Source organism: Paenibacillus sp. Aloe-11 (assembly GCF_000245715.1).
GTDB lineage: Bacteria > Bacillota > Bacilli > Paenibacillales > Paenibacillaceae > Paenibacillus > Paenibacillus kribbensis.
Map to the genome: position 1 here is coordinate 214,369 of NZ_JH601059.1, position 14,788 is coordinate 229,156.

At 49.1% G+C, this 14,788-nt stretch carries 14 protein-coding genes; 6 read left to right on the forward strand and 8 right to left on the reverse strand.

The features are described from left to right. On the reverse strand, nt 1-997 hold a 997-nt coding region (locus WG8_RS19135), incomplete at its 3' end, for a glycosyltransferase family 4 protein (protein ID WP_007431880.1). A gap of 208 nt (nt 998-1,205) precedes the next feature. Here WG8_RS19135 and WG8_RS19140 point away from each other — a divergent pair. Next, on the forward strand, nt 1,206-2,339 hold the full coding sequence (locus WG8_RS19140) for a YheC/YheD family endospore coat-associated protein (protein ID WP_007431881.1): 1,134 nt from the start codon (nt 1,206-1,208) through the stop codon (nt 2,337-2,339). 87 nt (nt 2,340-2,426) lie between these two features. After that, nucleotides 2,427-3,224, forward strand: a complete 798-nt coding sequence (gene asd / locus WG8_RS19145; RefSeq protein ID WP_007431882.1) for an archaetidylserine decarboxylase — start codon at nt 2,427-2,429, stop codon at nt 3,222-3,224. A 137-nt stretch (nt 3,225-3,361) separates the two neighbouring features. Here asd and WG8_RS19150 read toward each other — a convergent pair whose 3' ends face one another. After that, on the reverse strand, nt 3,362-4,147 hold the full coding sequence (locus tag WG8_RS19150) for a helix-turn-helix domain-containing protein (RefSeq protein ID WP_043891261.1): 786 nt from the start codon (nt 4,145-4,147) through the stop codon (nt 3,362-3,364). A 413-nt stretch (nt 4,148-4,560) separates the two neighbouring features. Between WG8_RS19150 and WG8_RS19155 the strand changes: the two genes are divergently transcribed. Next, on the forward strand, nt 4,561-5,421 hold the full coding sequence (locus WG8_RS19155) for a methyl-accepting chemotaxis protein (protein WP_007431884.1): 861 nt from the start codon (nt 4,561-4,563) through the stop codon (nt 5,419-5,421). 102 nt (nt 5,422-5,523) lie between these two features. After that, the gene (locus tag WG8_RS19160) at nt 5,524-6,822 is read left to right on the forward strand and encodes an aminotransferase class I/II-fold pyridoxal phosphate-dependent enzyme (protein WP_007431885.1); all 1,299 of its coding nucleotides are present in this window, start codon (nt 5,524-5,526) and stop codon (nt 6,820-6,822) included. Between the two features lie 107 nt (nt 6,823-6,929). Here the strand turns inward: WG8_RS19160 and WG8_RS19165 are convergent, their stop codons facing one another. After that, entirely contained in the window at nt 6,930-8,207 is a 1,278-nt protein-coding gene (locus WG8_RS19165; protein ID WP_007431886.1) for an ATP-binding protein, read from the reverse strand. A 206-nt stretch (nt 8,208-8,413) separates the two neighbouring features. Here WG8_RS19165 and WG8_RS28795 point away from each other — a divergent pair, with 206 nt between their 5' ends. Further along, complete coding sequence (locus WG8_RS28795) at nt 8,414-8,542, forward strand: hypothetical protein (RefSeq protein WP_007431887.1); 129 nt, start codon at nt 8,414-8,416, stop codon at nt 8,540-8,542. Between the two features lie 121 nt (nt 8,543-8,663). On the opposite strand, the gene WG8_RS19170 is transcribed toward WG8_RS28795, so the two are convergent. The 5 genes from WG8_RS19170 to WG8_RS19190 all read right to left on the reverse strand — a co-directional run bounded on the left by WG8_RS19170 (nt 8,664) and on the right by WG8_RS19190 (nt 13,455). Then, nucleotides 8,664-9,887 carry an ABC transporter permease gene (locus tag WG8_RS19170; protein WP_007431888.1) on the reverse strand — a complete coding sequence of 408 codons (1,224 nt, stop codon included), beginning with the start codon at nt 9,885-9,887 and terminating at the stop codon, nt 8,664-8,666. Between the two features lie 2 nt (nt 9,888-9,889). Continuing rightward, nucleotides 9,890-10,636, reverse strand: a complete 747-nt coding sequence (locus WG8_RS19175) for an ABC transporter ATP-binding protein (RefSeq protein WP_007431889.1) — start codon at nt 10,634-10,636, stop codon at nt 9,890-9,892. A 33-nt stretch (nt 10,637-10,669) separates the two neighbouring features. Beyond that, nucleotides 10,670-12,055 carry a DEAD/DEAH box helicase gene (locus WG8_RS19180; protein WP_007431890.1) on the reverse strand — a complete coding sequence of 462 codons (1,386 nt, stop codon included), beginning with the start codon at nt 12,053-12,055 and terminating at the stop codon, nt 10,670-10,672. Between the two features lie 121 nt (nt 12,056-12,176). Next, the gene (locus WG8_RS19185) at nt 12,177-12,956 is read right to left on the reverse strand and encodes an SDR family NAD(P)-dependent oxidoreductase (RefSeq protein ID WP_007431891.1); all 780 of its coding nucleotides are present in this window, start codon (nt 12,954-12,956) and stop codon (nt 12,177-12,179) included. Between the two features lie 40 nt (nt 12,957-12,996). Next, the gene (locus tag WG8_RS19190) at nt 12,997-13,455 is read right to left on the reverse strand and encodes a chemotaxis protein CheX (RefSeq protein WP_007431892.1); all 459 of its coding nucleotides are present in this window, start codon (nt 13,453-13,455) and stop codon (nt 12,997-12,999) included. 429 nt (nt 13,456-13,884) lie between these two features. Between WG8_RS19190 and WG8_RS19195 the strand changes: the two genes are divergently transcribed. Then, a complete protein-coding gene (locus tag WG8_RS19195; RefSeq protein WP_007431893.1) occupies nt 13,885-14,787 on the forward strand; it encodes a LysR family transcriptional regulator in 903 nt (300 codons plus the stop codon). Nucleotide 14,788: the final 1 nt, after the last annotated feature.

The window sequence follows — 14,788 nt, forward strand, 5'->3', positions numbered from 1 at the left end:
ATGGATCAACAAGCCAGCCCGTCTCGCCGTGTCGTACAACCTCCGGAATGCCGCCGATACGGGAAGCAACCACGGGCATTTCTGCCGCCATAGCTTCCAGATTGACCAGCCCGAAGGCTTCATCCTCCACCGAAGGAACGACAGCCACGTCGGCCAACTGATAGAGCGAGGCCAGCGCCGGATGGGGAACATAGTCCAGAAATTGGACGTGCTTTTCCAATCTTAGCTTACGCATCTGCCGCCGCAACGAAGCCGTGTACGGCGTGAGGCGGTCGTGACCGTAATAGGCGCTGCCTGCAATGAGCAGCAGCACATCCGGGCAGGCCCGGACGACACGGCGCAGGGCCTGGAGCAGCCGGTGAACACCCTTCCCCGGCATCAATCTGCCAGCGTATAGCACGATCCGTCGGCCTGACCAGCCGAAATCGTCCAATCGCGCCGCTCTGACCGCTTCTCCTACCGGGGTCCAGCGTGGCAGAAAATCACCGGGATGAATGCCCAGGTTGTTTACAACGATACGTTCCCTAACAACAGCAGGACTGTTGGCGGCGACGCTGGCCCCCAAATAGGCGCTGTTCACGACGATCCGATCGAGTGGCAGCAGCAGTCTGCCTATGTCCTCTCGTTTGAGATGGGGCTCGCGGATAAAAGTGGTCGAATGCAAGGTCAGCACCACTCGGCTATCAGGCAAAGCCTCGCGAATGGCATGCGCAGCAGTCGGGCGGTTGTGTACATCTACTACTGCAGGTGACCATCTCTTCAAGTCAGCAATTACCTCTGGAATATAGCCTGCCCCTCGCGTATAACGCATGCATGGGACTCCGTCCACGTCTCCATGGTCCGGTGTCTCTGTTCCCTTGATCCCATAGATCTGTGCCTGAAGCACATGACTGGCTAGTGGTACCATACAGGCAATAACCCGCTCCACAGAGCTGCTGCGGGGCGAAGGTATCACAAAAGAGCCCGGTGTAACGACCGCTACCTTGGGCCTCTGCATCCATCCTTCACCTACTTCCCTCTCTTATTCCAACACCCTTCAACACTCATCTAGTATCATATCGTCTCCTCCCCTGAAAGGTGCCTGATTTCTCACTTTGGGCATACCGCAAGGCTAGCGTCCATGCCTGGCCAATCATTGATACATATGATGGACTAGAATTACAGTATGGTCAGTTGGAGTGACTATAAGGAGGGCGGACATACTCATGTTGCATGTCGGCGTCATGCTCAACCCGGTAACCTACCGGGGCATCCCCGCCATGAAGACGCGATATGAATCCATCGCCAATTACGAGGACGCCGGGTTAAGCTATGAGCTCATCCCCTGCTTTCTTCGTCTGGAGGATATTCATATAGTGACTGGAACATGCCGGGCTTTTGTTAAACACGGCAACGAGTATCGGCAGATGATTCTTCCGTTGCCGCCGGTCATCCACAATCGAACTCTTTATCGGCATAATGAAAATGCCAGCGATATCCATAGGCTGGTACAAAAGGGAATCTATATTTTTAATGAACAAAACCGTTTCCGCAAGGACCATATACACGCGATTTTGCAGGAAGACCCGTTGCTACGCATCCACCTCCCCAAAACATTGCAAGGCAACCTGTCTTCAATCCATTCTCTGATGGAGCATACCGGGGATGTTGTAATTAAGCCCAGCAGCGGTAGTGTTGGCAGAGGAATTATGCGTCTGCGGCATTCCCGTGGCCACTGGACCCTGCAATGTGCTCATCCTTCTAGACCTGAGCGCTGGTCCACGCTACGCTTACATGTCGGAGAACTGCCTTTATTTCTGCACAAGCGACTGCTGCATGTGCCTCATATCGTACAGGAAACCATACCGCTTGCTTTGTACAACAATCGTCCCTTTGATATCCGTGTGACCGTTCAGCGTGGATATGGCGGCATCTGGGGGGTGACAGGCATGTTTGCCAAAATTGCCCCTTCCCACACCTTTGTATCCAATGTGGCACAGGGCGGTACAGCCCGTTCCTTACCGGAGGTGTTGTCACAGGCACAGGCACAGGCGGCTAAAGTCTCGAATATAGCCCGTTTGATGAATGAACTGGAGAGACTCGCGTTACAAATCGTTCACCGACTGGCGCAGAGCCTTCCCCGGCTCGCTGACGTCGGTTTGGATCTGGGTATCACCCAAGAGGGCAACATTTTTTTTATCGAGTGCAACGGTCGCGACCAGCGCTACGGCTTCAGTCAGGCAGGCATGAACAATGTCTGGAAGGAAACGTACACTCAGCCAATGGCTTACGCCCGTTGGCTTCTTGAACGGATGCCTTCAGCAGACACCGAACGTTCACTCGATCGTCCACTGTATTGATTTACGTCACATTCTGTGTCAATATAGTTCAGAGCGGCCGGACAGGTTCCGGCCAAGACGGCTCGGAGATGAACAGGGGGATCTGAAATGGCAAAACAATGGCTGCGGCTCATGACGGAGCTATCATCGCGCAAGTGGGTATGCCGGATTGTGGGCTCCTTCGCGCAAAGCGGTGCAAGCCGACTTTTTATCCCCACCTTTATACGTACGTACCAGATCCAGACGCATGAGGCGGAACAGGAATGGAAGGCATACCGTTCTCTGAACGCCTATTTTACACGCAAATTGAAAGCGGGCATGCGCCCGATTGATACGAACGCCGAGGTGATGACCAGTCCGGTGGATGCACGGATTACTTTTACTGGACCAATTACGTCTGGCACTCTTTTGAATGTCAAAGGACAGGATTATACGCTGGATGAGCTGCTTAACCGCTCACCACGTCTTGAGAAGTACACACACGGCTATGCTTATGTGCTCTATCTCAGCCCGACGGACTATCATCGTATTCATGCGCCGGTATCCGGTACACTGGTAGAGAAGGAGCATCTGCGCGGCAAGGTATATCCCGTAAATGACTTCGGTTTGCAGCATATGAAGCGAGTTCTTAGCCGTAATGAACGACAGATTACGTACATTGCCCATGAATATGGTGAGGTGGCTGTCGTCAAAGTTGGCGCGATGAATGTGAGCAGCATCAAGTATACGGACGATCAAGCCGTTTCATGGCAAAAAGGCGACGATCTCGCATATTTCGAATTTGGATCAACCGTCGTTCTATTGACTGAAAATGGGACGTTTGAGCCAGACCCCGCGTTGAAGCCAGGCGATGTGGTAAAAATGGGACAACGTCTTGGTTGCTTCCGCCATGATGCTAAAGCGTAACCGGCTTTACCGCCAGTGCGTTGCAGCTACCCAAACAAAAAGGACCCGGCATTACTGCCTGGGTCCTTTTTGTTTTGTCAAACGATAGCACTCCATATGCCCGAAAAATCTGAAACAGCTCGTCCACCGTCATGGCTCTACCTGATCTCGGACGGACTTTTCCCTGTATATTGCTTGAATTGACGACTGAAGAAAAAGATATCACGGTATCCCAAAGCCTCTGCCACCTCGGTCACATTCATTCCGGCATGCAGCAAAAGATGCTGCGCACGCTCAATCCGCATACTGATAATATGAGATTGCGCGGAAACGCCCAGCAGCTCCTTGAATTTAATTGAAAAATAACGCGGCGACAGCCCTGCCCGTGCCGCCAAATCCTCGACACGATGAGGAAGTCCCGGATGCTGACGCACATAGTTGGCCGTTTCTCGAATGACCTCGGTGAGCTGGTTGCTGGCCTGCTGCTCCTGCGGCTCCTTGCGGTCGGCACGCAGCAGATGAATCATCAATTGCTTCAGGATCAGCCTGCCTTCCTCCTCAGCTCCGTAAGCATGCTCCAAGCGCAGGCGGACGTACCTGGCAAGCATATGCTCCACCTCGAACGTTTCCTTCAGCATACGGTAGCTTGCAGGGATGAGCTTCGGCTGCTCGGAAAGATCAAAATGAATATAAGTAAGTATAAGCGGCTTTTGCGGGTTATGTGTGGCACGGGTATCATCCCCGGGCTTGAACAGAAAGCAGCTGCCTTTGCTCACCGAATAGGCTTCCCCGTTTAATACAACCGTCCCTTCTCCGCTCCATACATAAAATAAATCATAGTTTGGCATCGGCTTTTCACGCACCTGCCATTTCCAGCCCGGCTCGCACACAATCTTGGCAAAGGCGGGCAGCAGGATAAACGATGACGCAGACATATCCAGCAACATCTGCACCTCCTTTTGCTATTCTTTGGATGTTCTCTATCCCGTTAAATAATAATATAAGCGCAGCGCCGCCAATACGCAAAAAATTACTAACAGTTGGCATGAAGCTGAATCAGCTTGCAGGTACCAGCGATCAATAGCTGTACAAAAGGAACTTGCCGAACTGCGCGAGAGCTTGATAAAATATAGCCGTCGTTAAGTGCTTTTTTAGTGTCATTTTCTACCACTCTCTCCGAATCTTAGAGGGGCTGGCACCGTCGGGAGCAGGATTGCAAAGAACAGCAGCCTTTGTACCTCCCCGAAGCAGACGCGAAGAAGCGATTTGTTCCAGGTTGTCATAAAAAAGAATGATTCGCAGACAACATTTGTACACAAAAATCGGGTACTGGTACCTCAAGGAGAGTGTGGTATTCATGCTAGACAAAGACACAACTGATCAACGATTAGCTGTTTTATCAACCATTCAAAACAATTTAGGTATGATCATGTTTGACACGCAAGGACAAGTCACTTGGTCCAATGAACTTTTCGCTAGTGCAATGGGATATAAGGTTGATGAAATTGTCGGTATTCATCACAGCAAGCTTTGCTTGCAAGAATTTGTATCCAGTCATGCGTATGCTGACTTATGGAGTAATTTGCGTCAAGGAAGAGCCTTTCAAGATAAAATCGTACGGGTTACAAAAGATAGAAGAAAGTTAACACTAGAGGCAACTTATATGCCTATCCTTAAAGAAGATCATGTCCAGGCAGTCATCAAGATAGCAACTGACATCACGAAACGCGAAACCGTTCTCCAGGAAAGTACGGCAGAACTGATAGCAATGGTGGAAGAAATGACTGCTAACACTGATGAGGTATTGGAAGCTTCGAAGCTGATTGTAGACCATATGGCAAAGTTGAATACGGAATCTGCAGTAGTCAGAGACCAGCTCAAAAGTATCCAATCAGTCACTAGTGTTGTCAAGGATATTGCTTCTCAATCTCATTTGCTAGGTTTGAATGCCGCCATTGAAGCTGCCCGAGCCGGTGAACAGGGACATGGCTTTGAGGTGGTTGCCAATGAAGTTAGAAAAATGGCGGCCTCCAGCAAGCTATCTGCAGAAGACATCTTCATTCAAATAAATGAAATTGCAAAAACAATGTCGTCGATGATGCAAAAAATTGAAGATATCACGGACCAGATTTCCAACAATTCGGATGCTATGAGTGAATTAAAAAAAGCCTATGATCATATCGCTGCTACCACAGAAAATTTGGCAGCCTCAATTTAAGCCGCTTACTTTCAGTTACATCCCCTTAATGCTTTTGCGTGACGCTTACCGAGTGTAATGCTATAATATGTAATCAAAATGACTTGGAAGGATGAAACGGGAATGAATCCACTGGTAGCACAGTTAAACCAAAACATTCAGACAGGCAACGAGCATGTATATCAAATGCTTTCCCTTTTGGGCAAAGAAATTTATTTTCCAAAAGAGGGAATTTTGAGTCAATCCGCAGAGGCGGGGAAACTTGCCAAAAAGTATAATGCAACGATTGGTATTGCTACTGAAGGCAGCGGTCCTATGCATTTGCAGGTTATTCAGGAGAAGCTGTCCGCATATAGTCCCAAGGATTTATACCCATATGCTCCCCCTGCGGGCAAGCCTGAGCTGCGCAGCGTATGGCGCGATAAAATGCTGAAGGAAAATCCTTCACTGACTGGAAAAGGCTTCAGCCTTCCCGTAGTTACAAACGCGCTGACCCACGGCCTGAGTATCGTTGCCGACCTGTTTACAGATGAAGGGGATGCTGTCATCTACCCGGACAAAAACTGGGAAAATTATGAGCTGACCTTCGGTATTCGACGTCATGCACGATTGGTGAACTACCCATTGTTCACGGAGGATCATCGCTTTAATAGCGAGGGGTTACGTGAGGCGCTGCTGGCGCAGAAAGAGTACGGCAAAGCGATCGTTGTGCTGAACTTCCCGAACAACCCAACTGGCTATACACCGGGCGCCGAAGAGGGGAAAGCAATTGTGGCTGCCATTCAGGAAGCCGCAGAGGCAGGCATCAATGTTGTGGTGGTGACAGACGATGCTTATTTTGGTCTGTTCTTCGAAGACTCCCTGCATGAATCGCTATTCGGTCAGTTAGCTGGACTTCATCCTAGAATTTTACCAGTCAAAGTCGACGGAGCCACCAAAGAAGAATACGTTTGGGGTTTCCGTGTCGGATTTATTACCTTCGCTTCCGAAAATCAGGATGTGCTGAACGCACTGGAGCAAAAAACATTGGGGATTATCCGGGCAACGATTTCGAGCGGCCCTCACCCGTCCCAAACCTTTGTACTGGAAGCTCTCAAATCTCCTGATTTTGAGCAGCAAAAGAAAGAAAAGTTCCAAATTATGAAGGGACGGGCCAATAAAGTCAAAGCATTGCTGGATAGCGGAAAATACAAAGATGTATGGAGCTATTATCCTTTCAATTCCGGTTATTTCATGTGTCTCAAGCTGAACGGCTTGTCCGCCGAGCGGCTGCGTATACATTTGCTGGAGCAATATGGAGTTGGAACGATTGCACTGGGGGAGCACGACCTGCGAATCGCGTTTTCCTGCATCGAGGAAGAATATCTTGAGGACTTGTATGACATTGTTTATCGTGGTGTACAGGATTTGTTGAACGCCTGATGATAGCGGGTTAAATGTATAGCTTAATGAAGCGGTATGCCGGATGTTGCGGTATACCGCTTTTTTTGAAGTTCGCTGCATGATTGTCAATCACACTTTGGGATAGATTATCCTTCAGCAGCGAGCAAGGATTCCTGTGCCAGCGGCAGCAGGATGATCACCTCGGTCCCGACCCCCGGCTCACTCTCATAGCGTATACTCCCGTTCATTGCTTCAATGATTCGAAAGGAGACCGCCGTTCCCAGTCCCGTTCCTACCTCCTTGGTCGAAAAAAACAGAGTGCCCAATCGATCTAGATGCTCCCGGCTCATGCCTTTCCCATTATCTCTAATACTCAGACACGCCTTTTCTTCATGAATTATCAGCGTTATGTATACCCTGCCTCCATCCTCGGCTGCCTCAATCGCATTTTTCGTCACATGTACTAATGCCTGTAGCAACTGGTTACGATCTGTATATACGTATATTTCATTCTTTAGCTCTGTATATAGTCTTACACCTTGCTTGGTCGCCATCGGATTCAGAAGCAGAACAATCTGCTGCACCATACCCGACAAATCCATCAACTCTGTTTGGCCAATTTGCGGTCTCGACAAGCTCAGATAGTCGCTAATAATTCTTTCAGCCCGATCTGTCTCTGCCAGCGCCAAAGCAATATACCTGCGGTTTTTCCCTTCCAGCTCTGACTGAACCATTTGCAGGAACCCTTTAACGACAGTCAATGGATTTCGTACTTCATGGGCCATAGAGGCAGCTAGTTCACCCAATGTGTTGATACGCTCGGCCTGTCGAATCTTTCTCCTCATTTCTTCCCGTTCCAGACTGAACGCCATCCAGAATGAAGAGGCCCCAACACTTAGGAATTGGATCACACCGAACCCGATAATGATCTTGATCAGTTCGATTTCATCCTTATCCAGGCTGCCATTAACCCAGGAATGTATAAAAAGAATGCTCAGCATAACCATGCTGGCCCATATACTCATCAGCATATTGATGCCTACCCGGAAAAACATGCCTTTGAGCTGCACAAACTTTTTTCTCACCAGAAGGGGGCCGAGATAACAGAAGATCATGCTGAGTAGCCCGACATCTATGGATTCCGGACCTATATACATACGAGCTAACACCATCACTGTTATATTCAGCAATCCTGCCCTGGGGCCAAAATACAGCACGGATAGAATCAAAGGAACATAGCGGAGATCCCAGTATAAGCCATACCAAATGTACGAAAAAACAATGCATAGCACAGAAGACACACCCAGCACCCCTCCCATAAGTAACGGGGCATGTTTCATATGTCGGTGATCCGACAAAGCGCTGTACACCAGCAACGGTACAAACACAAGAAATATGTTTACGAGCAGCTTATCGACCAGCATCTCGTCTTTCCCACTTTCCAAGTGATAATGATTACATACTTCTTCTATTCTCGCTAATGCGTGTCTTTTCCTTTCTATACTCCCGTATCTAATAAAAAATATAAGGCGATTCGGCAACCTATCTGAACATTGGCCCACGCCATCTGGGAAGCCGCCTCATAAGATACGGTGTATCCTTTATCACAATGAACGAGAGGAGAATGGGCATGGGAGCAGAAGAAACAAGAGGCGGTTATGGTGGTTACGGTGGTCATGGCGCATTCACAAGCACAGGAACCATTTTGGTATTGTTCATTTTATTAGTTATCATCAGTAAAACGTTCTTTATTTATTAGGCGGACAAATATCTGCACCCACAGCTGACAATAGCAGCAACCGCGCAAAAAAAAAGGCTAACCTGCAAACAGCCCCTGCTGCTTGCGGATTAGCCTATTCTTTTATCTATTAGAATTCAGATTACACTTCTTCCTCATCCTGTCCGTCCGAACGCCATTTTTTCGCCTGTGTTCCCCGGATCAGAAACACCACAACAACTCCGCCAACCAGCGTAAGCAGCGTAGATAGTAGATCCTCAGTTCCTTTTGCCAGAAAAGGAAGCCACAGGACTACGGCAGCGGGCAACGTCAATCGGACGACAAAATCCAGAAAAGACGCACGGCGATGATGTACAGGGATCGGATATAGCTGAAGCCACAACGAATCCTTGTGATACTGTCTGAGCGAAGTGATTTGTACGCCAATGAGAAATATAAAAAATAAATACACCGCAATGCCAATCCAGCCCGTATGGGTGATATATATAATTAACAGACCCAAAATACATAACCGAATGACAATACCTGCAGGTTCTGTACGTAAAAACGTCTTAAACAGCAGGTAGCGATATGCTCCCTTTCTGCCCCACGGTATGTTTCCCCCCAGCCAGGAAAGCCAGCGGCGCGGAGTTACTCTCTGCGTAAGGGCAGGTACATCGACGAACCAGCCCAACGTACGCATCACCCGAGCGGCCTGCATGCTTTCTGTCCGAATCAGCTTTTCCCAAGCTACTAACAGCTTGACCGGAAAACGCAGGACAAGCACGTAGACCACGCTGACCAATATGATAAACGGCAAGCTGCGTAGGGGAGGCTGCCACAGCCATGCGGCTACCATCAGCACAGCCAGCCCCCACCGAAGCAGACGATAGCCTGCGCTGGCGCCAACCGATACCATGCGAAGCTCCTGCCAGCCGCCATAGCTGAACAGCAGCTTCAACAGCACAAACAGCAGCAGGGTCAACAGCAACGGCTTAGGTGCGGCATCGCTGCGAATATACAGAGGCCACGCGATAATGGACAACAGCAGCAGACCGAATATTTTATACACCACACCCCGAATGCGGCTGGCCTTAAAATAATGCTGCATCGCATATTCCTGCGGACGCAGGAAGACAATATCCGCCGCGTTCAAATACGTACGAAAGCTCGCATGAGCAATCGGAATAGCTACAATCAGCATGATCCAGCGGATGGGCAAATCCGGTGGAGTATGCATCAGCAGCGACGTGTACCATGCAGCAAAAGCAATCAGCGCAAAGCCGAAGACCACTGCCAGTCCGCTCTGAATGACATAGCCCAGATAGGGCAGCACCTGTCCCCAGAACGCAACACGTCTTTCTTTATGCAAGCGTTGCAAGTCCATACTCATTCCCTGCCCTGTACCAGCTCATAAAATGCATCTTCCAGCGGCATGCCCGGCTTACCCGCCTGTGCTGTCACTTCATCCAGCGTACCCTGCGCAATGATGGCACCCTGATGAAGCACAATGAAACGATCACAATAATTTTCAATCGTGGACAAAATATGAGAACTAAGTAAAATGGATGAGCCTGAACGCTTCATTTCCAGCATAAAGTCAAGCAGGGAACGAATCCCCAGCGGGTCCAGGCCCAAAAATGGCTCATCAATAACATACAACGGCGGTCCCGCTAAAAATGCGCACATAATCATGACTTTCTGACGCATCCCTTTGGAAAGATGCATGGACATGCTTCCGCTCTTGTCCCGCATACGGAACAGATCCAGCATCTGGTTACTACGTGTGCGGAAATCCGCTTCACTGACTCCGTAAGCCCTGGCGGTGAACTCCATATGCTCCATCACCGTCATTTCAGGATACAGCTCTGGAGATTCGGGTACAAAAGCAATGGCTCCCTGATATTGCTCGGGATTCTCCTCCTGCTTATGTCCCTGCACGCGAATTTCTCCGGCCTGCGGTGTCATTAGGCCCAAAATATGCTTCATGGTCGTACTTTTCCCGGCCCCGTTCAGACCGATCAGTCCGACCATTTCGCCCGGCTTCACATCGAGCGAAATCTGATGCAGCACCGGACGCTTGGCACTGTATCCTCCGGTCAGTCCATTAATTTGCAATACAGGCTGTTGTTCCATGGCTCCCCCTCTTCTCCCTTATCCGTTCGGTCCTTATTCGTTCGGCTTCGACCCTTTTTCCTTCAGCCATCTTGGCGCACCCTTGTTTTTACGCTCACGCTCGCGTTGTGCTTTTCCTGCTTTGGACAAGGCAGCTCCTTTGCCCTTGCCTGGAGCCGAACCGGTTGCGGCAGTCCTGCCGGGACGTCCATTCTCACCACGAACAGGTGCCTTGCCGCTTTCCACTGCGTCAGAAATCGTTCTCGCCTCGGATGGCCTTACAGGCGCACGCTTGGCATCCGCTGGACGCGGCACGACCACACGTCCTCCATACAACGTACGCTCTGTGATGTTAATGTCCAGTTCACGGGAGAACTTGCGCATAATAAATGTTTCGCGCTCGGTAACAACAGACACAACCAGTCCTTTGCGTCCCATCCGTCCTGTCCGTCCCGCGCGGTGAACATAGGCTTGACTGTCCGTAGCCGGGTCAAAATGAATGACCATTTCCAACCCTTCAATGTCCAGACCACGGGCTGCCACATCGGAAGCGATCAGCACCTTGAGCTTGTCCTCCCGGAATCGGGCCAGCACGTTGCTGCGCGTGACTTTATCCGCATCACCATACAGGGATGCTGTAGTCAGTCCCATATGATTGAGCTTGGCTTCAATCTCCCCGATCGCATTCGTTGTATTCACGAATACCAGCGCTTTTCTCGGATTAAAATGACGCACCAGGCGGCGCAGCATGTCCACCTTATCCCGCTCTTCGGTTACAAAGTAATAATGCTCCAGTCCACTGGCTGTCTTCTGATCGGGATCAATGCCGATTTCCACGTAATCATTCATCTCATGCTTCGCCAGCGCTTGAATCTCATCGTTCAGCGTTGCGGACAAAAATACCAATTGACGATCACGCTGGGCAGTGCCCAATATGTTCTTCACATCACCCGCTCCGCCGAGCTGGAACATCTGGTCCACCTCGTCGATGACGATGGTTGTGATGTTGTGCATTTTCAGCTTTTTCGCAGCAATGAGTTCCCGTACACGTCCTGGTGTGCCGACAACAAGCTGCGGATGATCCTTTAGCTTCTCGATCTGGCGTTTGATGGCTGCTCCGCCGATCAGGCCAAGCACGCGGATTCCGCGCTGCTCTCCGTAACGCTGACCCTCGCGCACAATTTGCATCGCCAGCTCCTGACTTGGAGCCAGTATCATCTTTTGCGTAGCCTTTTTCTGCGGGTCAATCGCTTGCAGCAGCGGCAGCAAATAGGCCAGTGTCTTCCCTGTGCCCGTCTGCGAGCGCGCCAATACATGCTTCCCCTTCATAATTTCGGGTATAGCCTGCGCCTGCACCGGCGAAGGCTGTGTAATTTCATGCTCAGCCAGTTTGGTCAACAAATCTGGTTCAATGCCAAGCGATTCAAAATTCAATGTCATGAAAAGGTCCAACCCCTATACGTAAATTCGTTACTCTTCATTATATGCGAAAATAGCCCTGTTACCAAATCACAAAAATAAAAGATGTCCCTCACCATACCCATGGCTTTTGGGACACCTTTTATTTCTTGTTCATTACACCATGACCCAGCCTGTCAGTCAGTCTGGGAGCAAGCTGATACAGCTTGAGAAAAGGAGATACCCACCGCGGCAGATTAACCTCTTCCCTACGAAGCTCTATCGCCCTTACAATGTGCTGTGCTACCTTATCCGGCTTAAGCATAAACCAGCCTACATTACGAACATATCCACCCGAAGGATCTGCAAGCTCAAAAAATGGCGTGTCAATCGGCCCGGGATTTATCGTCGTTACGGTCACGCCGCTCCCGCGCAGCTCTTGCCGAAGCGCATTGCTGAACCCGAGCAATGCATGCTTCGTCGCTGTGTAGGAAGTCGATTTGGCTGTCCCGATTTTCCCGGCCATAGATGCTACATTGACAATCTGCCCGCTGCGCTGCTCTATCATTTCCGGCAAAAACGCCTTTATGCAGCGAACAGCTCCCATGTAGTTCACGTCCATCATTCGTTCAAACTCCGTCAGGTCTGTTTCATGAAAATACTCAAACTTTCCGTAACCCGCATTGTTAAGCAAAATATCGACCTGTCCGTACTGCTCCATTACCCGGGTAGCAACGGCCTCTACTTGCTCCTGACTGGTGACATCCAATGGAATCAACTCATGTCTGCCGCTGATTGTCGCAGACACTTGCTCCAGCCGCTCCTGCGAGCGTGCTGTCAAAATAGGGACCGCGCCCTTTTCGCTCAACAAGCGTGCACAGAGAGCGCCAATCCCGCTCGATGCCCCTGTAATTACAACTACCTTATCTTGCAATATACTCACGGTCATCCCTCCATATTAAAGAAAACCTTCTTCTCTAATATTAAGAGATCATGACCTGAATATCCATCTCACCGATTCCTTCCACAGTAAGCGGAATAAAAAGGGCACGCTGAGGTACAAAAGTAGTCAGGTTTTCCGATTTCATGACTTGCGGAGGCGTGATGTCTACGACAATTCCCTGACTGGACAAAATCGTACTGGCATTACCACTAATCATATTGCCCAATTCGGAAATTGCACTTTTTCCCATCTCGTCAATTTCAGTCAAGACAAATCCGCCCATCATCGCTGATACCATACGTAGCGCCACCTGTTCATTCAGACCGAACACAATATTTCCGCTAAGCTGTCCGGTCATTCCGATCATAATCCAAATATGGTCATCTACCAGCTCGACATTTTTCACACCGAGATCGCCGGGTGAAGGAGAGACTTGGATCAGTTGTTCAATGACCCGTCGCGCCGACTCCAAAAAAGGATTTATCACTTCTGCCTTCACGATCATTGCGCCCCTTTACCATGGGCTTTTAGACATACAACAAAAGTCCCATTTTAATTAGAATTTTTAATTCAAACATTGATACAAAACGAGTCGACCCTCAACAAAATACTCTCTTTATCACTTATCGACAGCTTCCCGGCAATTTTTTATAGCCAAATCACAAAAAATGTGAATATTGTCCTATATCTCACTTCCTATCGGAATTAAGTTACTTAATTTTTGATGTATATCAGGACTTTAGTCTTTATTTTCCAATATACCATACTTCACCGTGCTCTGCTTTGATTCATTGCCCTTCCTGCCCGAATAACCTATAATCTAATGAAATAAAGCTTATCGACGGTTTTACATATGAACAGGTGAATTGGCTAAAAATATTCACTCTATACAGCTGCGACAGAATTAAGAAAAGAGAGGAGGAACTTCATGAACATCAGTCAACTTGAAACGCTTATCATGATTTCCAAAACTATGAGTTTCCGAAAAGCCGGAGAACTTCTCAATTTAACGCAGCCTGCGGTGTCCGCCCAGATCAAAAGCCTGGAGGACGAATTCAAAACCATTCTGATTGACCGCAATCAGCCCGTCACCCTGACTGACCGGGGAACTGTCTTTTTAGAGCATGCCGAGCGCATATTGGAGATAGTCGAGGAATTACGGCAGAAATTGTACGATCTAAACGAAACGCCGCAGGGGCATATTGCGCTGGGTACGACCACATCCATCGCCATTCAAATTTTACCGCGCGTGCTTTCGTACTTTCAGGATCAGTTTCCGCTCATCAAAACCTCCATTCAATCTATGGCCTCCTCTATGATCTATCAGCAGGTGGAGAACGGACTTATTGATGTAGGTATCGGCTATCTGATCGAACGGAATCCGAATTTGAGCACTTCAGTTCTGTATTATGATTCCTTTGAGCTTGTCGTGTCCCCTACGCATCCGCTGGCCTCCCAACCGCACGCCACCATTGAAGCCCTTCGGGAAATCCCGCTTATTCTGCTCTCACCCGATACGGTAGGACGGAAATTCGTGGACGATGTATTTAAAAAGCACCAGATCGTGCCTCACGTTGTAATCGAGTTGTCCAGCAGTGAGGAAGTCAAACGGATGGTCGAAATTAACCTGGGCGCTGCCATTATCTCCAGACTGTCGGTCACTTCCGAACTGCGTACAGGCACATTAAAAATGATCCATATTCCCGAGCTGGAGGTTAGTCATCCGGTAGGAGTGATTTATAAATCCGGCCGATATCTAAACTCAGCCATGCAGCAATTTTTAAGTGATTTGAAGGGGATGCCGGAAACGAATTTTACCAGTTCTGAATAAC